This is a genomic window from Enterobacter chinensis, assembly GCF_034008295.1.
Taxonomy (GTDB): domain Bacteria; phylum Pseudomonadota; class Gammaproteobacteria; order Enterobacterales; family Enterobacteriaceae; genus Enterobacter; species Enterobacter chinensis.
Genome location: NZ_JARDVI010000002.1, coordinates 791,218 through 809,950, shown reverse-complemented (window position 1 = coordinate 809,950; position 18,733 = coordinate 791,218). Strand labels below are relative to the sequence as shown.

The following is an 18,733-nucleotide window of genomic DNA, read 5'->3' as shown; positions in this document are numbered from 1 at the left end:
GCCTACGTTTCATTGTAGGCCCGGTAAGCGTAGCGCCACCGGGCAACGGGGTTAAAGGTGCGCCTCAATATACCGCTGATAGCGGTTCGCCTTCAGGTAACACAAGTCCACCAGCACCAGCCCGTCGACGCAGTCGTTGAATGCCGGATCGCTGCCAAAATCAATAAACTGTACGCCGCCGGGTTCGCAGAGTTCGGAATATTGCTTGTAGAGCGGCGGAATGCCGCAGCCAAGATTGCCGAGCAGGGATTTCAGCTTCGTCAGATCGTCCACGTAGTCCACTCCGCCAAACTGCGCGAGAACGTCCGGGAGCGATGCCGGATATGGCTGGCGCGAGGCGGCTAGCGGATGGCTGGCCGGGAACCACAGGCGGTAAAATGCTACCAGCAAATCCCGTGCGGCAGGCGGTAAGCCACCGGAAATGGAGACCGGGCCAAACAGGTAGCGATAGTGCGGATAGCGCGCCAGATAAGCTCCAATGCCGGACCACAGATAGTCCAGGCCGCGGCGTCCCCAGTAGCGCGGTTGAATAAAGCTGCGCCCCAGTTCAATGCCATGTTCCAGCACGTCCTGCATTTTATCGTCGTAGTGGAAAAGGCTATAGCTGTACAACCCTTCCAGACCCCGATGCTCAACCTGGCGGGCTGTGGGCATAAAGCGATATGCGCCGACGATCTCCAGATCCTCATCATCCCACAGGATCAGATGCAAATAATCATCATCGTAACGGTCGGTGTCCCGGCGTTTGCCGCTCCCTTCCTCCACCGCGCGAAAGGCAATCTCGCGCAGGCGGCCCAGCTCACGCAGCAGCGGGGCATCTTCCTGGCCGTTGCGCTGCCAAAGATAGATGGTTTTACCGTCGCTGGTTTTGCCCAGGCATTCGGCCTGCGCCAGCGCGCGTTTCAGCGTGGCGCGGTCTTCCGGGCGGGCAATGGCGCACTGGGTTTTAAAGACGCCAGGCACTCCCTTGCCAAGCCGCATCACGTGCTGACGGCACTGCTCGGCCATCTCACGCGACGAAAGGGTGGTGCTATGCCAGTTATGCCAGGCAATCTGCTGGCCGATTTTAACCGGCAGCTGGCTGTGGCGGCGGCGAAACATTTGCTGCATCAACAGCAGCATCGACAGCGTCGGAGATACTAGCGTGCTGGCATAAAAGAGCAGGCTGTTATGCGCCTGAATATGCACCGGCAGCAGCGGCGCGCGCAGCTTGCTGGCGAGTTTGATAAAGCCGGAGTGCCATTTCTTATCGCGAATACCTTTGCGCGTGGGGCGGGAAACTTCGCCTGCCGGGAAGAAGATCAGCACGCCCGCGTTTTGCAGATGCTGTTCCATCTGGACCAGGGACGATTTCGCCGTCCTGCCGCCCATATTGTCCACCGGAATAAACAGCGAGCTGAGGGGCTCAAGGTGGGTCAGCATCCGGTTAGTCACGACTTTAACGTCGCGCCGCACGCGGGAGACGGCATACATCAGCGCCAGCCCGTCCAGCGTACCCGTCGGGTGGTTGGCAATAATGACCAGCGGGCCATGTTCGGGGATTTGTTCGAGATCGCGAGTGGAAACGGTGCAGAGAATATCAAGGTGTTCCAGAACTTGCTCCACCATATCCAGTCCTTTCAGGTGGCGGTGTGCTGCGGCAAACTGCTGAAACTCGTCTTCGTAAAACAGTCTTTTTAACAGACTTTTTTGCCAGGGTGCAGGCCTCGCCTGAGGCCAAAGATCGTCGAGAACGCTATCGAGGCTAAACATGGTCACTCCTCCTGCCGTCTTGCCCAGACAGTAGAAGGAGGAGATGTCGGTTGTATTGCAGTTTGGTGAAGATTAGCGGAGGATTTTTTTCTCGGCCAGGTCCAGCGCGAAGTAGCTGAAGATCAGATCCGCGCCGGCGCGTTTGATCGCCCCCAGGCTTTCCAGGATCACTTTCTCTTCGTCAATCGCACCGGCCAGAGCAGCGAATTTGATCATCGCGTACTCGCCGCTGACCTGATAAGCGCCCAATGGCAGCTCGGTGCGCTCGCGGATGTCGCGCAGGATATCAAGATATGCGCCGGCTGGTTTCACCATCAGGCAGTCTGCACCCTGGGCTTCATCAAGCAGGGATTCGCGAATCGCTTCCCGACGGTTCAGCGGGTTCATCTGATAGGTTTTACGATCGCCCTTCAGTGCCGTACCGGCTGCTTCACGGAACGGGCCGTAGAAGGACGAGGCGAATTTGGTGGAGTAGGACATGATGGCGGTGTCGGTAAAGCCCGCCGCATCCAGTGCCTGACGGATCGCCTGAACCTGTCCGTCCATCGCGGCAGAAGGCGCGATGAAATCCGCACCTGCAGCGGCAGCGACGACAGCCTGCTTGCCAAGGTTAAGCAGGGTGGCATCGTTATCTACGCCATGATCGCACAGCACGCCGCAGTGGCCGTGAGAGGTATATTCACAGAAGCAGGTGTCTGACATGACCACCATTTCTGGCACGGTCTCTTTGCAGATACGCGACATGCGGGCGACGAGGCCATCTTCTTTCCACGCGTCGCTGCCGGTAGCGTCGGTATGGTGAGAGATGCCGAAGGTCATCACCGAGCGGATCCCCGCGTTGGCGATACGTTCGATCTCACGTGCCAGATACTTCTCCGGAATGCGCATCACGCCTGGCATGGCTTCGATGGCCTTATAGTCATCAATCTCTTCTTCGACAAAAATCGGCAACACCAGATCGTTTAAGGTCAGGGTTGTCTCTTCAAACATGGCGCGCAGTGCAGGTGACTTGCGCAGGCGGCGGGGGCGTGCAATTAAATCGGTCATGGTATGCCTGATGTTTGTGGAACAAAGAGGGCTAGTGTACCTCAAAGTGGAGGCTGTGGTTTTACGAAAGTGGGCTTTTTGTTTTTGCAAAATGCGGCAGGGCAGGCTTCATCTCATCAATATATAATTAAGTGAAATATCACTCTGAAAGAGTGATGATATATTCGTGCTGCTTTTATATTAAGGGGGATATATAATTAAAAATGATCCATTATCTATTGTGATTTTTTTAGTATGGGTTTGTCTGTGTTTTAAGGTTTTGTTTTTGTAATATTTATTTGTAATGATTCATGCTTTCGGTGTTATTAGTCTGGATACGGACTTAATGGAAACATTCATTGAACCTTTTCGAAATGAAAATGCATAATTCCCTCCGCAATTAAATATTGCCAAATGATTTGATGGACAAACTTGCTTACGTCCCTGAGGAGGGATGACCCAATGCAAACATGGAAAAAGAAACTTGTTGTATCTCAACTTGCATTAGCCTGCACTCTGGCTATCGCTTCTCAGGCCAATGCGAAAGATATTTCCGGTACGACATATAATACTTTTGGATATGATAATACCGCATCTACCCCCTGGTATTATGGTTACGCTGACTGGGATTACTCTGGTGCCAGCCACGACGGTGATATTTATCCGGTGATTAATAAATCCACCGTGAATGGTGTTATTTCAACGTATTATCTGGACGATGGCATCAATGGTCGGGCGAATGCGTTGAGTATTTCCAACAGCACCATTAATGGCATGATTACCTCTAAATGCATGACCAGCTCGTGTGCTGATGGTCTGGATACCGATGGTACCAACCATTCTCAATACGATCGTTTTAGCCTGACCGTTGATAACTCCACCGTTAACGATACGTACGAGCATTATGCGTATGATGTCGTGAATGGGGAAAATACGGAAAGACACTATCTGGACACATATGGTTTGGGTAATGCAATTACCCTGGATGTGGAATCAGATATTGTTATCCAGAATAATTCTCACGTTGCCGGTATTACCCTGACGCAGGGTTATCATGAACTGGACAATACCCCGTATGACGGTGTTGAAGGCGTAGCCAACAGCAGCAACATCTTTACCGACACGCTGCTGGTGAAAGATTCTGTGCTGACTTCCGGCGCATACAGCGACTTGGGTACCAGCGGATTCTACGGCCAAACCGCGAAACCGAGCGACTACGGTGAAAACAACGCCACAGCGGCGGATGATGCGGCACTGATTGTAGCAGCTGGCGCGTCTGATAACGCGATGCAGACGTCTGCCACGTTTGATCATTCCACCGTGACTGGCGACATTCTTTTCTCCAGCACCTTCGACAACAACTTCTACCCGAACGGCGACCCGGCAACTGATACCACAGAAGACGGTATCTATAATCCAACCACCAACGGTTGGGACGGCACGGATAAGCTGGATGTTACCCTGACCAACGGCAGCAAGTGGGTAGGTGCCGCTCAGTCCAGCGTCGAGGCTATCGGCACGGCTCAGATGTACGGCCAGGGCTACAGCAACGTAGACTGGAGCAGCTTGTCCCCTAACAGCATTTGGCCGGATTCCACCTATGACAGCAACGGACACGTTGCGGGTGAAGCGGTGTATCAGAGCGGTCTGTTTAACATTGCACTGGATAACGGCTCTGAGTGGGATACCCGCAAGGTTTCTAACATCGACACACTGACGGTAAACAACCGCTCTCAGGTCAATGTTGAAAACTCTGGCCTGCTGGCGGATACCATCACCCTGACCAATGCCTCATCATTGAATATCGGTGACAGCGGTGGCGTGGCGACCGACCATCTGTATCTGGACAGCTATAGCCGTGCGGCACTGACGGAAGAAACTGCCGATCTGTATGCCAACACCATCACCGTGGATAACGGTGCAGAGCTGGCGCTGGGGCTGGGTCAGGTTGATACGCACAACATGGTACTGACCGATGGTGGTGTGCTGAACGTTGCCAGCCGTGATTACGTGCTGAACAGCGATCTGAACAACGCACGCTATATCACTAACGATAAACACAATGCCGATTACGACTACGGCGTCGTGGCGATTAACTCTGACGGCCATCTGGCGGTGAACGGTGACGTCGCGGGCAATTACAAAGTACGTATCGATGATGCGACGGGTGCCGGTTCCGTTGCCGATTACAAAAATAAAGAGATTGTCCGTGTCTATGACAATAACGCGGATACTGCAGCCAGCTTTACTGCCGCAAACAAAGCCGATTTAGGTGCCTATACCTACCAGGCGCAGCAGCAGGGCGACACCGTTGTCCTCCAGCAGAAAGCGCTGACCGACTACGCGAATATGGCGCTGAGCATCCCTTCTGCCAATACCAATATCTGGAACCTGCAGCAGGATACCGTAGGCACGCGTCTGACCAACAGCCGTCACGGCCTGGCGGATAATGGCGGGGCGTGGGTAAGCTACTTCGGTGGCAACTTCGACGGTGACAATGGCGTTATCGGCTACGATCAGGACGTGAGCGGTATTATGGTGGGTCTGGATACCCAGATTGACGGTAATAACGCGAAGTGGATCGTCGGTGGTGCAGCTGGGTTTGCGAAGGGTGATATCAGCGATCGTACCGGTCAGGTCGACCAGGATAGCCAGACGGCGATGATCTATGCGTCAGCGAAGTTTGCGAACGATGTGTTCCTCGACAGCTCAGTGAGCTACACCCGCTTCAACAGCGATCTCTCTGCTAACATGAGCAACGGTCAATATGTTGATGGCAATACCACCAATGACGCTGTTGGTTTTGGGCTGAAACTGGGCTATGACTGGAAACCAAACCTCTCTGGCTATGTTACGCCATACGCAGCCGTGTCTGGCCTGTTCCAGTCTGGTGATGATTATCGTCTGAGTAATGATATGCGCATGGACGGGCAATCTTACGATAGCCTGCGTTATGAACTCGGTGTTGATGCTGGTTACACCTTCAACTACGGTGGCGATCAGGCTCTGACGCCTTACTTCAAACTGGCCTACGTCTATGACGACGCCGATAATAATGCTGATATTAACGGTGACAGCATCGATAACGGTGTAGAAGGTTCAGCCGTACGTGTAGGGCTGGGTACTCAGTTCAGCTTCACGAAGAACTTCAGTGCGTACACTGATGCCACTTATCTGGGCGGCGGTGACGTTGACCAGAACTGGGGCGCCAATGTAGGTGTGAAATATACCTGGTAATGCATAAAAGCGGGGGAGGATATCCCCCGCTTTTTTATCGATAAAAATAATATTGAACCGACAAATACGGATGCCTTGAGGTCTGCATGAACGTTAATGCGAAACCACTTTCTGAATTAAGCCGGCTCGAACAGTGTCTGAAAGTAGCCAGTACCCCATTTAAATCTGCGCCACAACAAATAATTACATCCGGTGAGTGTAATGAGCCCGGCACCATCGTATTACAAACCGGTATCATCGAAATCCATCGTCATTCAGATGAACTGCTGGTCGGCATCGCGAAGGCTCCTTTTATTCTGGGACTGTCCACCGTGATGATTAATCACTGTCAGGAATACAACGTCATCGCCAAAACACCCTGCACGGGTTTTTATTTGTCCGCTGAAACCACCCGTCAACTCATACAGCAGAATGCTCTCTGGAAAGAGGCCTTCAGTTGGTTATCGTGGATAAATTACATTCTTGCGAAACGCGATATGCAGCTGGTGGGAAATAATTCCTATCACCAGATCCGCGCCATGCTGCTGAATATGGCAGAGTGGGATGAAACGCTGCGTTCAAAAATTGGTGTGATGAATCATATTCAACAAAGCACGCGTATTTCACGCTCAGTTGTTGCAGAAGTGCTCGCTGCCCTGCGGCAGGGAAACTACATCAATATGAGCCGGGGCAAGCTGGTCAGCATTAACCGCTTGCCCACGGAATATTAAAATTAGTTAGACGCTGTGAGAACCTGCGCTTCATTGGCGCTCAGTTCAGCCACTAAATTATTAATACCGTCGCTCATATTAACGAAGCGCGTATTCGGAGAGCGGGTGACCACCACAAACGCGCCCACGTTTGACTGTGGGATCATTGCCATATAGGTAATGAATCCGCCGCCGCCGCCGGTTTTCTGAATAATACCTGGACGGCCATTTTTCGGCGCCATATAGACCCAGCCCATGCCGAGCGCATCGGCTTTACCGGGTACGTCCATCCCGATGACGCGGTGCAGCTGAGTTCGCTGATAAATCAGGGTCTGCATACGATCGGCCTGACTGCTGCGAGCGTAGAAATCCGATGAAAGGAACTGCTGCATCCAGCGCATCATGTCACCAGGGGTAGAATACACTCCGCCGCTGCCCACGGCTGCCAGCGTGTTATTACAGGGGCTTGCGCCTTTCTCTGCCACCATCAGGCGGCGGCACTGATCCGGGGAAGGGGTAAAGGTGGTGTCTTTCATACCCAGCGGACGGGTAATCTGCTCTTCAAACAGCTGCGTGTAGGGTTTGCCTGCCGCCGTCGAGAGGGCATCCGCCAGCAGATCAAACGCCAGATTTGAATAAGAGGCCTGCGAACCCGGGGCCGCCTTCAGCGTGGCGGTACTCAGGTAGCTCCAGCGCTGGTCGCGCGTTGGCCAGACAAATACGTCTCGATGCGCAGCCCCGCCAGGCTGCTCACGCGGCAGGGCGCTGGTGTGGGTGGCAAGGTTAACAAGCCGGATGGGCGTACCCTGATAAGTCGGAACCCGGGCGCCTGGAGGTGCGTATTTGCTGAGCGGGTCATCGAGTTTCACCACGCCCTGGTCGAGCAGTTTCACCAGCATTTCGCTGGTCATCAGCTTGGTTAAGGACGCGATGCGGATAACGGAATCCAGCTGCGGGTGAACGTTATTTCCCGGGCGCGTTTCGCCAAAGCTGCGGAATACACGCTGGTTGCCGTCGATCACGACCATCGCCATACCGGTCGCGCCGCTGCCGTAATAGATAAGATTCGCGTAGCGATCGGCAATGTCTGAAGCTAAAACAGGTGCCGTCAGCGGTTGGGCTGCCTGGGCGGTAGAAAAGCTCACCGCACACAGCGCGGCAAAAGAGAGCAGACAACGTTTCAACGAAAAGCATCCATGAAGTGTATGAGGAAAGTAATGGGTATTTATACTACTAATCGGTACCGTGCAATGCCCGGAATTGCATAACGATAGCGAGAAAAACGTAACCATGGGTAAATATGAACAATTTACTTGCGAGCCATCTCCCATTTTGTGACATCGGGCTTATGATAGGCATCAGTGTCACTCAATCTTACGGAGAACGGTATGTCTGAAAAGCGTGTGGTTATGGTTGTCGATATGCAGCAGGGGGTGTTTGAAACGCCTCGTCATCAGCGCGAAATATGTGTTTCGCGTATCAACCAACTTACGCAGGCGTCAGATACCGTTATTTTTATTCAGCACGCGGGAGACGGTGGGCTGGAGGAGGGGAGCGAAGGGTTTGCACTGCTTCCCGAGCTAAACCAGCCGGCAGGCGCGTTTTACGTGACGAAGACCGCCTGTGATGCCTTCTATAACACCGCGCTTGAGACGCTATTGCGTGAGCAGGGCATTCGCGAGTTTGTCATCTGCGGCTGCGCCACCGATTACTGCGTCGACGCGACGATTAAGAACGGCGTCAGTCGGGGCTACCACATCACCGTGGCGGAAGATGCCCATACCACCGCCAACCGCCCGGCGGCTGATGCGCAGATTCTGATTAACCACTACAACGACGTCTGGCGCGACTTCATCGCCCCAGCGAATCCTCTCTCGGTGAAACGCACCGAAACAATTCTCGAAAGCTGGAAAGCGAACTAATAATCAACCCTCGGGTCTGACCTTTTTGCCTGCGTCGGGTGGCTGACTCAGGCAGTTTTTCGTGTGGTGATGTGTTGTGCACAGCAACAGCCATAACAACAAGAAGGAAGCATTATGTTTAAGTCTTTTTTCCCAAAGCCGGGGCCTTTTTTCCTGTCGGCATTTATTTGGGCACTCATCGCTGTCATTTTCTGGCAGGCGGGCGGCGGCGCATGGCTGGCTCGCATTATGGGAGCAACGGGCGATGTACCGATTAGCGCCGCGCGCTTCTGGTCGCTGAGCTATCTGCTGTTTTACGCCTACTACATGGTATGCGTGGGGCTGTTTGCGTTGTTCTGGTTTGTCTATTCTCCGCACCGCTGGCAGTACTGGTCGATCCTCGGCACATCGCTGATTATCTTTGTAACCTGGTTCCTCGTGGAGGTGGGCGTGGCGGTTAACGCCTGGTATGCGCCATTCTACGATTTGATCCAGACCGCGCTAAGTTCGCCGCATAAGGTAACGATTAACCAGTTCTACCATGAAGTCGGGATCTTCCTTGGTATCGCCCTTATTGCGGTTATCATCGGCGTGATGAACAACTTCTTCGTTAGCCATTATGTTTTCCGCTGGCGTACCGCAATGAACGAACATTATATGGCGCACTGGCAGCACCTGCGCCATATCGAAGGTGCCGCGCAGCGTGTGCAGGAAGACACTATGCGTTTCGCCTCCACCCTTGAAGACATGGGCGTCAGCTTTATCAACGCCATCATGACGCTGATTGCCTTCCTGCCCGTGCTGGTGACGCTCTCCGCGCATGTGCCGGATCTGCCGATTGTTGGCCATCTGCCGTATGGTCTGGTCATTGCCGCAATCGTCTGGTCGCTGATGGGAACGGGTCTGCTGGCGGTGGTCGGGATCAAACTGCCGGGTCTGGAGTTTAAAAACCAACGCGTCGAAGCCGCATACCGTAAAGAGCTGGTTTATGGCGAAGATGATGCCAACCGCGCCTCGCCGCCGACCGTCCGCGAGCTGTTTGGCGCCGTGCGTCGTAACTATTTCCGACTCTACTTCCACTACATGTATTTCAACATTGCGCGTATTTTGTATCTGCAGGTTGATAACGTTTTCGGTTTGTTCCTGCTGTTTCCGTCGATTGTCGCGGGTACGATTACGCTCGGTCTGATGACACAGATCACCAACGTTTTCGGTCAGGTTCGTGGGTCGTTCCAGTACCTGATTAGCTCCTGGACTACGCTGGTAGAACTGATGTCCATCTACAAACGTCTGCGCAGCTTTGAACGCGAGCTGGACGATCGTGACCTGCAGGAAGTCACCAACACATTTAGCTAATACAGGAAGTTGCTATGTCTTTTGCCGTACCGCGCGCGTTACCGTTGTCCTTACTGGCCGCCCTCGTACTGGCGGGCTGTGCCGAAAAGGGTGCCGCTCCGCTCAAAAAGGGCGAAAAGCCCGTCGATGTGGCAAGCGTTGTGCGGCAGAAAATGCCCGCCAGCGTGAAGGATCGCAATGCGTGGGCAGATGCGCTGGCAAAAACCTTTGAAAGCCAAAAGATTGCGCCGACGGAGGAAAATATCTGCTCGGTGCTGGCGGTGGCGCAGCAGGAGTCGATGTACCAGTCAGACCCGGCCGTGCCGGGTCTGAACAAAATTGCCTGGAAAGAGATCGACCGCCGCGCGGAATCCATGCATATCCCGGTATTCCTCGTGCACACCGCGCTTAAAATCACCTCGCCAAACGGCAAAAGCTACAGCGAGCGGCTGGATACGGTGAAAACCGAAAAACAGCTCAGCGCTATCTTTGATGATTTCATCAGCATGGTCCCAATGGGGCAGAAGCTGTTTGGCTCGCTTAACCCGGTACACACCGGGGGCCCGATGCAGGTGAGCATTGCGTTCGCTGAGAAACATATCGACGGCTACCCGTGGAAAATTGACGGTACGGTGCGCCAGGAGGTGTTCTCCCTGCGCGGCGGACTGTGGTTCGGCACGTATCATCTGCTGAACTATCCGGCGAACTACAATGAGCCGCTGTACCGCTTTGCCGACTTTAATGCGGGGTGGTATGCCAGCCGTAACGCAGCATTTCAAAGTGCAGTCAGTCGCGCAAGCGGCGTCAAGCTGGCGCTGGACGGCGATCTCATCGCTTACGGCAGCAGCGAGGCGGGAGGCACAGAGCTGGCAGTACGCAAATTATCGACAACACTTGGCTTGAGCAACAGCGACATTCGCCGCCAGCTTGAGAAAGGCGATAGCCTGGCATTTGAGAAAACGGATCTGTACAGGAAGGTGTTTGCGCTCGCAGAGCAGAAAAGCGGGAAGACGTTACCGAGGGCTATTCTGCCGGGGATCCAGCTGGAAAGCCCGAAGATCACGCGTAACCTGACCACCGCATGGTTCGCTAAACGCGTGGACGATCGCCGGGCTCGCTGTATGGGCCTTTAACGACGACGGCGAAAGCGCAGAACTAACGCCACAACGCCCAGAATCATACATCCCGCGAGGAAGGGAATCAGACCGAACAGGGTGCTGACACCAAACCCAATCTCAACCCGCGGGCGTCCGTTGTCCTGGACCTGCATCAGGTGTTCATAAACGCCTGGCGCATGGACCAGCATATTGAGCAGCTGCGAGCCAGCCCAGAAGCAGAACAGGACAAACAGGGCATAAGCGATATTACCCGCCGTGGAGGTTTTTGGTTTGCCGCCAAAAATCGGTTTCGACAATGTAAAGTCAGCCATAAGACCTCCCGAAATATCACTCTGTTTCAATACGCTTCGTACAGGGTGAGTTTGACAGGTCATCGCATTTGTCAATATCAGAATCGTGGTAATTTACCCGCCGGAATCCTCCTGGATTGTCGATTTCTGCAGCACATCACAATTTCATCACTTAAGTGAAATTGCGTCGCGTTTCAGAATTTCCGTATCTGCCACAGACCTGGCCGTAAAACTGTGAGAGGATGTCTTTTTTTCCTGCCGGAGTTGTTATGAAGCTCACGTCCAAACTACGCCGCGACTGGCACTACTACGCCTTTGCTATCGGGCTCATTTTCATTCTTAACGGCGTCGTGGGCCTGCTGGGATTTGAAGCAAAAGGGTGGCAAACGTATGCCGTCGGGCTGGTGACCTGGGTAATCAGTTTCTGGCTGGCGGGTTTGATTATCCGCCGTCGTCCTGAAGAGACGACAGCGGATGAGACGGAAACGGCGAAGAGAGCCGATTAACCGTTTACGGAACTTTTAAGCGCGCTGTCGGCGGCGTGACGCTCCAGCGCCAGTTCGATCAGGCGGGTGATCAGCTCTGAGTAGCCCAGCCCGCTCGCCTGCCACAGTTTCGGATACATGCTGATGTTGGTGAACCCCGGCAGCGTGTTGATTTCATTGATCACCACGTCATTTTCCGGCGTCAGGAACACATCCACGCGTGCCATGCCGCAGCAGCCGAGCGTCTGATAAGCGCGAATGGCGATCGCCCGGATCTTATCGTTGATCGCCGGATCGATATCCGCAGGAACAACGACCTGAGCGCCTTTGTCATCAATGTATTTAGTATCGTACGAATAGAAGTCGCTGTTTAATACCACTTCACCGCAGGTGCTCGCCTGTGGAAAATCGTTGCCCAGTACGGCGCATTCAATTTCACGGCCTTTAATGCCCTGCTCAACCACCACTTTATGGTCGAACTCAAACGCCAGACGGACGGCTTCTGCAAATTGTGCTTCGTCTGTCACTTTGCTGACGCCCACGGAAGACCCCTGGTTTGCAGGCTTCACAAACAGCGGCAGACCCAGCTGTTCGCTAATTTGTGCGAAGCTGTGCTTGTCGCGGTTGGCGCGGGTCAGGGTAACGAACGGCGCAACATTCAGCCCTGCATCGCGCAGCAGGCGTTTGGTGACGTCTTTGTCCATGCAGGCGGCGGAGCCCAGGACGTCCGAACCGACGAACGGCAGGTTGGCCATGCGCAGCATTCCCTGCAGGGAACCATCTTCGCCAAGAGTGCCATGAACGATGGGGAAAACAACGTCGATCTGGGCGAGAGCCTGCGCATTGCCTGCGTCGATGAGCTGTCCCTTCACGACGCCGGGTACGGTAGCGACGCTAATTTCCGAAGGATTAAGGGCGATGTGCGCCGGATCGTGGGCATTAAGCAGATACTGGCTGGCATCGTTAACGTGCCACTGACCCTGTTTATCAATGCCCAGCAGAACCACGTCGAAACGGCTTTTATCGATCGCATCAACGATATTTTTGGCCGATTGCAATGAAACTTCGTGCTCCGCTGATTTTCCCCCAAAGACAATACCTACGCGCTGCTTAGCCATCTCACTCTCTTCCAGTCTGACGAAAAGCCAATAACATACCACGATGCCCGGCGGGTTTCGCGACCTTCTGCCATAATGTTTTGGGGAATGTTGAGGGGGGAGTGTGAAAGGAAAAACGCTGCTGACCGTTTTGATTATTGTCGTAGTCGCAACGGTGGGTTACCGCTGGTTGCCGCCTGACTACAACCCTTTCATACCGCTGACGCTTGACGACCCGCCTGGCCGAATCACCCAGTTCAAGCTTCGGCGTTTAACCCCCGAGGCCTGCACAAGCCTGTTATCCCAGGCTAACCAACGAGATCTTATCCGCACTCAACCGGTGGCTGACAGCGGCGGGGAGTGTCCGCTTAGCAACGTCGTGCGCGTGCGTAGCTTCGGCCCGGTCAGCCTCAACGGCAGTTTTCTTGCAAGCTGTCCGCTGGCGCTCAGCTCTGCGCTGTTTATCAGCCAGCAGGCCCGGCCGCTGACAAAACGCTATATGGGCAGCGACCTGGCGCGTATCGACCACCTCGGCAGCTTTGCCTGCCGCAATATTTACCACCGCCCAGATGCCCGCCGCAGTGAACATGCCACGGCAGAGGCGCTGGATATCGCCGCTTTTCGCCTGACGAACGGTGAACGCGTCACGGTGCTGAACGGCTGGAAGGCAGCAAACACGCAGCCATGGCTGAAGGCAATGCTGACGGCAAGCTGTGGCTACTACGGGAACGGTCTGGGGCCAGAGTATAACGCGGCACATGCCAACCACTTTCATCTGGGGATGCACGGTTTTGGGCTCTGCCGCTGAAGCATAATATTCCGCCAGAAAATGGATGATTTGTGACTTATTTCACAAATATGATGACTGGGAAGATAAAACACCAAAGTCAGTCAGGTCGCATCTCTGGTACGACGTCAAAACGCGTAACTTGCTAATCTGTAGGCGAATTCGCCTAAAAATGAAGACTATTTCTTTATGGAATCCTGGAAAGTTAATCTCATCTCGGTCTGGTTCGGTTGCTTCTTTACCGGGCTGGCCATCAGCCAGATCTTGCCGTTCCTGCCGCTGTACGTATCGCAGCTGGGGGTGACCTCGCATGAAGCGCTCTCCATGTGGTCCGGTCTGACGTTCAGCGTCACGTTTCTGGTATCCGCCATTGTGTCACCGATGTGGGGCAGCCTGGCGGATCGGAAGGGCCGGAAGCTGATGCTGCTGCGCGCCTCGCTCGGGATGGCGATCGCCATTCTGCTGCAGGCCTTCGCTACCAACGTCTGGCAGCTGTTTTTCCTGAGAGCGGTGATGGGGCTGACGTCCGGGTATATTCCCAATGCCATGGCGCTGGTTGCTTCTCAGGTACCGCGCGAGCGTAGCGGCTGGGCCCTGAGTACGCTCTCCACGGCGCAGATAAGCGGCGTCATCGGTGGCCCGCTGCTGGGGGGCTTTCTGGCGGACCACGTCGGGCTGCGCGCGGTGTTTATCATCACCGCGATCCTGCTGGTGGTCAGTTTTCTGGTGACGCTCTTTCTTATCAAAGAGGGGGGGCGCCCGGTTATCAGTAAATCTGAACGCCTGAGCGGCAAGGCCGTTTTCGCCTCGCTGCCTTATCCGGGGCTGATGATCAGCCTGTTCGTGACTACCATGGTTATCCAGCTCTGTAACGGTTCGGTTGGTCCGATTCTGGCACTGTTTATTAAGTCGATGGAGCCGGAGAGCAATAATATCGCTTTTCTGAGCGGCATGATTGCCGCCGTGCCGGGCGTATCCGCGCTGATTTCCGCGCCGCGTCTTGGAAAACTGGGTGACAGGATTGGCACGGCGCGCATTCTGATGGCTACGCTGATCTTTGCCGTCGTGCTCTTTTTCGCGATGTCGTTTGTCACCTCTCCGCTTCAGCTTGGCGTACTGCGCTTTCTGCTTGGCTTTGCCGATGGCGCAATGTTGCCTGCGGTACAGACCCTGCTGGTTAAATATTCCAGCGACCAGGTGACGGGGCGTATTTTTGGATATAACCAGTCATTTATGTATCTGGGGAATGTTGCCGGTCCGCTTATTGGCGCTTCCGTTTCCGCAATGGCTGGTTTTCGTTGGGTATTTGCTGCCACGGCGATTGTCGTTTTAATCAATATTATCCAGCTGGCTATTGCGCTGCGTCGTCGCAGGCAAATGGCGGAGGCGAAATCAGTGAGATAACCGTTTCGCTGATGCATTATATATTCTTATAGTAGCCGTATTTTATATAACAAAATGCGGCGTTTTTTTATAGAAAAACGTTTCGCTGACGGCACGAGTCATTTATTTTCGTTCCTGTATCAATTTTGCATACCATAATATATTTCTTCTCTTTGCATAACGGATTCAGAATGCTAACTTCAGACAAAACTGATAAGGAAATAGCACGATGAAAAATCTGATTGCTGAATTGCTGGTCAAGCTTGCACAAAAGGAAGAAGAGTCAAAAGAGCTGGTAGCCCAGGTCGAAGCGCTGGAAATTGTGGTTACCGCGCTGCTGCGGCAGATGGCGAAAACCGATCAACAGGCGTTGATTGAGAGCGTGGAAGGTGCGCTGGACAGCGTCAGGCCTGAATCGCAGGTGCCGGCTGAGGATGCTGAGATGCTCCACCAGTACGTAAAGAAGCTGTTAAGGCATCCGCGCAGCTAAACCGTCACAGGACGTAACGACGTGTCATAGAATTGTCATGCAGGATGCCTATAGTCGCTCTGTTTTTATTTTTATGTATTTGTACATGGAGAAAATAAATTGAAACAGAGCGCACTTTTCATCGCATTACTTCCCCTGTTAATTACCCCGGCCATTTATGCGGACACCGTCCAAACCAGCGTGCTGGATAATCGTGCCGCAAAAGGGGATATCACCGAGCCTGGCGGCGCACGCAGATTGTCGGAAGATCAAACCGCCGCTATTCGCGCTTCGCTGAATGATAAACCGGCAAAAAACATTATTCTGCTTATTGGCGATGGAATGGGTGATTCCGAAATCACAGCGGCGCGAAATTATGCTGAGGGTGCGGGCGGCTTTTTTAAAGGTATCGACGCATTACCGCTGACCGGACAATATACCCATTACGCGCTGGATAAAAAAACCGGCAAGCCGGATTACGTAACGGATTCAGCAGCCTCCGCCACGGCGTGGTCCACTGGCGTGAAAACCTATAATGGCGCGCTGGGCGTGGATATTCACGAAAAAGATCATCAAACCCTTCTGGAGATGGCAAAAGCGGCGGGGCTGGCGACCGGCAACGTTTCTACCGCTGAGCTTCAGGATGCAACGCCTGCGGCGCTGGTGGCGCACGTGACCTCGCGTAAATGCTATGGCCCGTCAGTGACCAGCGAAAAATGCCCAACGAACGCGCTGGAAAAAGGCGGCAAGGGTTCGATTACGGAACAGCTGCTGAATGCACGCCCTGATGTGACGCTGGGCGGCGGCGCGAAAACCTTCGCGGAAACCGCGACGGCGGGCGAGTGGCAGGGTAAAACGCTGCGCGAGCAGGCGCAGGCTCGCGGCTATCAGCTGGTGAGTGATGCCAGTTCTCTGGCGGCGATAACCGAGGCGAGCCAGGACAAACCGCTGCTGGGGCTCTTCTCGGACGGCAACATGCCCGTGCGCTGGGAAGGGCCTAAAGCCTCATATCACGGTAATATCGATAAACCTGCCGTGACCTGTACGCCGAACCCGAAACGTACTGACAGCGTACCGACGCTGGCGGCGATGACTGATAAAGCGATCTCTCTGCTGAGTAAGAGCGAAAAAGGGTTCTTCCTGCAGGTTGAAGGCGCGTCGATCGATAAACAGGATCATGCTGCCAATCCGTGCGGCCAGATTGGCGAAACGGTCGATCTGGACGAAGCGGTGCAGAAGGCGCTCGCGTTCGCGAAAAAAGACGGTAACACTCTGGTGATCGTCACCGCGGACCATGCGCACGCCAGCCAAATTATCCCGGCTGATACCAAAGCACCGGGCCTGACGCAGGCGCTGAACACCAAAGATGGCGCCGTCATGGTGCTGAGCTACGGCAACTCTGAAGAAGAGTCCATGGAGCACACGGGCACGCAGCTGCGCATTGCAGCCTACGGCCCGCATGCGGCAAACGTGGTAGGCCTGACCGATCAAACGGATCTGTTCTATACCATGAAGGCGGCGCTGGGTCTTAAATGATAAAACCCCGGCGGAAATCACATCTGCCGGGTGGTTTTTTTCCTGTCACGAACCAGACTTACAGGGAATGTTCACAAAAGGATGGTGCAATGAAAACAACATTACTGGTTACTCTGCTCTCTGGCCTGTTCCTGATCGCATCGGCGAACGCGGAAGAGAAAACGTTAACGCCTCAACAGCAGCGTATGACCACCTGTAATCAACAGGCGACGTCTCAGAGTCTGAAGGGGGACGCCCGTAAGACCTATATGAGCGACTGCCTCAAAAATGGCGCCTCGAAACCCGCTGAAAAAAGCCTGACGCCGCAGCAGCAAAAAATGCGCGAATGTAATGCGAAGGCAACCGAGCAGTCCCTGAAAGGGGACGACCGCAGCAAGTTTATGAGTGCCTGCCTCAAGAAAAAAGTGTAGTTCTAACGGGTGAGCGGCTCCGGCGGCTCACCCGAAATTTCATACTTTCCCCGCAGACCCCCTCTCTATAATTTGGGAAAATGTTTCAGAATATTCCCAAAAATGATGAATGATGAAACCTATTACAACAAAAAGCGCATTCGGGAAGAGTGGAATTTAACCCTTTCTCAGGATGACCCTCACCGCGCGGGCATTCAGTTTGCCCGGCGAGTTCGGCTGGCGCGCGCTGTCGGGCTGGCGGCAATGTTTTTCCCCATTGCCGGAATGCTGGTCACCCATTTTTTACCCGGCGGCTGGTGGCTTTTACTGGTGGGATGGTCGTTCGTCTGGCCCCATTTCGCCTGGCAGTTATCCTGCCGCGCCTCGTCACCTCATCAGCAGGAAATCTTTAATCTGAAGATCGATGCCATTATCGCCGGGCTGTGGATTGGCGTGATGGGGGTGAATGCGTTACCCACGGCAGCGCTGGTGATGATGGTGGGGATGAATATGATGGGCTCCGGCGGCTGTCGCCTGTTTATCCCCGGGATAATGTTGACCTTGCTCTCCGCGCTGGTGACGTTGCCATTCGTCGGGAGGGTGGCTGTCTTCAACCCCGATCCCGTGGAGTGGGGCTTCACGCTTCCCGTACTCGTGCTTTACCCCATGCTGTTTGCCTGGCTCAGCCACCGAACGGCCGTCAGGCTTGCGGAGCATAAACGGCGGCTGGAAATGATGAGCACCCGCGACGGAATGACCGGGGTCTTTAATCGCCGGCACTGGGAAATGTTGCTGCGAAATGAATTTGAGCATTGCCGGCGCAGCCACATCACCGCCACGATACTGCTGATTGATATTGACCACTTTAAGAACATTAACGACACATGGGGGCACGATGTGGGCGACGAGGCGATCATCGCCATTACGCGCCAGCTCCAGATGTCGGTGCGTTCAGGCGATGCTATCGGCCGGTTTGGCGGGGATGAGTTTGCGGTGATTATGTCGCAGACCGCGGCGGAAAGCGCCATCGACGTGATGTCTCGGGTGCACGAGCGGCTGGAAAAACTGTCGTTACCGTGCGCGCCAAAAGAAGCGCTGCGCATAAGCGTAGGCGTTGCCCCCTGGGGACCGCAGTTTGGACATTATCGTGAATGGCTGAAGGCGGCTGACGTGGCGCTGTACAGGGCGAAAAATGCCGGGCGCAGCCGTACCGAAGTGGCCGCCTGACGCCCGACTGAG

General features: G+C 54.2%; 17 protein-coding genes. 12 read left to right on the top strand and 5 right to left on the bottom strand.

What is annotated here, in order from left to right; translation table 11 throughout:
• Positions 1-51: 51 nt before the first annotated feature.
• On the bottom strand, positions 52-1,752 hold the full coding sequence (locus PYW49_RS08815) for a lysophospholipid acyltransferase family protein (RefSeq protein ID WP_320386250.1): 1,701 nt from the start codon (positions 1,750-1,752) through the stop codon (positions 52-54).
• 72 nt (positions 1,753-1,824) lie between these two features.
• The gene (hemB, locus tag PYW49_RS08810; protein WP_021241687.1) at positions 1,825-2,799 is read right to left on the bottom strand and encodes a porphobilinogen synthase; all 975 of its coding nucleotides are present in this window, start codon (positions 2,797-2,799) and stop codon (positions 1,825-1,827) included.
• 441 nt (positions 2,800-3,240) lie between these two features.
• On the opposite strand from hemB, the gene PYW49_RS08805 reads away from it, so the two are divergent.
• Both PYW49_RS08805 and PYW49_RS08800 read left to right on the top strand, forming a co-directional pair.
• The gene (locus tag PYW49_RS08805; RefSeq protein WP_320386249.1) at positions 3,241-6,015 is read left to right on the top strand and encodes an autotransporter outer membrane beta-barrel domain-containing protein; all 2,775 of its coding nucleotides are present in this window, start codon (positions 3,241-3,243) and stop codon (positions 6,013-6,015) included.
• Between the two features lie 86 nt (positions 6,016-6,101).
• Positions 6,102-6,725, top strand: a complete 624-nt coding sequence (locus PYW49_RS08800; RefSeq protein WP_134349068.1) for a helix-turn-helix domain-containing protein — start codon at positions 6,102-6,104, stop codon at positions 6,723-6,725.
• A 2-nt stretch (positions 6,726-6,727) separates the two neighbouring features.
• Here PYW49_RS08800 and ampH read toward each other — a convergent pair whose 3' ends face one another.
• Positions 6,728-7,888 carry a D-alanyl-D-alanine-carboxypeptidase/endopeptidase AmpH gene (gene ampH, locus PYW49_RS08795; RefSeq protein ID WP_320386248.1) on the bottom strand — a complete coding sequence of 387 codons (1,161 nt, stop codon included), beginning with the start codon at positions 7,886-7,888 and terminating at the stop codon, positions 6,728-6,730.
• Positions 7,889-8,092: 204 nt separating this feature from the next.
• On the opposite strand from ampH, the gene PYW49_RS08790 reads away from it, so the two are divergent.
• The 3 genes from PYW49_RS08790 (at position 8,093) to PYW49_RS08780 (ending at position 11,073) form a co-directional block, all read left to right on the top strand.
• A complete protein-coding gene (locus PYW49_RS08790) occupies positions 8,093-8,626 on the top strand; it encodes an isochorismatase family protein (RefSeq protein ID WP_320386247.1) in 534 nt (177 codons plus the stop codon).
• A gap of 114 nt (positions 8,627-8,740) precedes the next feature.
• Complete coding sequence (sbmA, locus tag PYW49_RS08785) at positions 8,741-9,961, top strand: peptide antibiotic transporter SbmA (RefSeq protein ID WP_320386246.1); 1,221 nt, start codon at positions 8,741-8,743, stop codon at positions 9,959-9,961.
• A gap of 14 nt (positions 9,962-9,975) precedes the next feature.
• Positions 9,976-11,073, top strand: coding sequence for a DUF1615 domain-containing protein (locus PYW49_RS08780; protein ID WP_320386245.1), 1,098 nt, complete (start codon positions 9,976-9,978; stop codon positions 11,071-11,073).
• Here PYW49_RS08780 and PYW49_RS08775 read toward each other — a convergent pair.
• A complete protein-coding gene (locus PYW49_RS08775; RefSeq protein WP_008503287.1) occupies positions 11,070-11,369 on the bottom strand; it encodes a DUF2755 family protein in 300 nt (99 codons plus the stop codon). The two genes, PYW49_RS08780 and PYW49_RS08775, sit on opposite strands and share 4 nt — an antisense overlap.
• Positions 11,370-11,617: 248 nt before the next feature.
• Between PYW49_RS08775 and PYW49_RS08770 the strand changes: the two genes are divergently transcribed.
• Positions 11,618-11,854 (top strand): DUF2754 family protein, encoded by a 237-nt coding sequence (locus PYW49_RS08770; protein WP_025756225.1) that lies wholly within the window; start codon positions 11,618-11,620, stop codon positions 11,852-11,854.
• Here PYW49_RS08770 and ddlA read toward each other — a convergent pair.
• On the bottom strand, positions 11,851-12,951 hold the full coding sequence (gene ddlA, locus PYW49_RS08765) for a D-alanine--D-alanine ligase (RefSeq protein ID WP_320386244.1): 1,101 nt from the start codon (positions 12,949-12,951) through the stop codon (positions 11,851-11,853). The genes PYW49_RS08770 and ddlA overlap by 4 nt on opposite strands.
• Positions 12,952-13,054: 103 nt before the next feature.
• On the opposite strand from ddlA, the gene PYW49_RS08760 reads away from it, so the two are divergent.
• The 6 genes from PYW49_RS08760 (at position 13,055) to adrA (ending at position 18,721) form a co-directional block, all read left to right on the top strand.
• A complete protein-coding gene (locus PYW49_RS08760; RefSeq protein ID WP_320386243.1) occupies positions 13,055-13,738 on the top strand; it encodes an extensin-like domain-containing protein in 684 nt (227 codons plus the stop codon).
• Between the two features lie 168 nt (positions 13,739-13,906).
• Complete coding sequence (locus PYW49_RS08755) at positions 13,907-15,121, top strand: multidrug efflux MFS transporter (RefSeq protein ID WP_134349076.1); 1,215 nt, start codon at positions 13,907-13,909, stop codon at positions 15,119-15,121.
• 208 nt (positions 15,122-15,329) lie between these two features.
• Positions 15,330-15,590 (top strand): anti-adapter protein IraP, encoded by a 261-nt coding sequence (gene iraP, locus PYW49_RS08750; protein ID WP_134349077.1) that lies wholly within the window; start codon positions 15,330-15,332, stop codon positions 15,588-15,590.
• A gap of 99 nt (positions 15,591-15,689) precedes the next feature.
• Positions 15,690-17,105 carry an alkaline phosphatase gene (phoA, locus tag PYW49_RS08745; protein ID WP_320386242.1) on the top strand — a complete coding sequence of 472 codons (1,416 nt, stop codon included), beginning with the start codon at positions 15,690-15,692 and terminating at the stop codon, positions 17,103-17,105.
• A gap of 89 nt (positions 17,106-17,194) precedes the next feature.
• Positions 17,195-17,515, top strand: coding sequence for a phosphate starvation-inducible protein PsiF (gene psiF / locus PYW49_RS08740; RefSeq protein ID WP_134349079.1), 321 nt, complete (start codon positions 17,195-17,197; stop codon positions 17,513-17,515).
• 102 nt (positions 17,516-17,617) lie between these two features.
• Positions 17,618-18,721, top strand: a complete 1,104-nt coding sequence (adrA, locus tag PYW49_RS08735; protein WP_320386241.1) for a diguanylate cyclase AdrA — start codon at positions 17,618-17,620, stop codon at positions 18,719-18,721.
• Positions 18,722-18,733 lie beyond the last annotated feature (12 nt).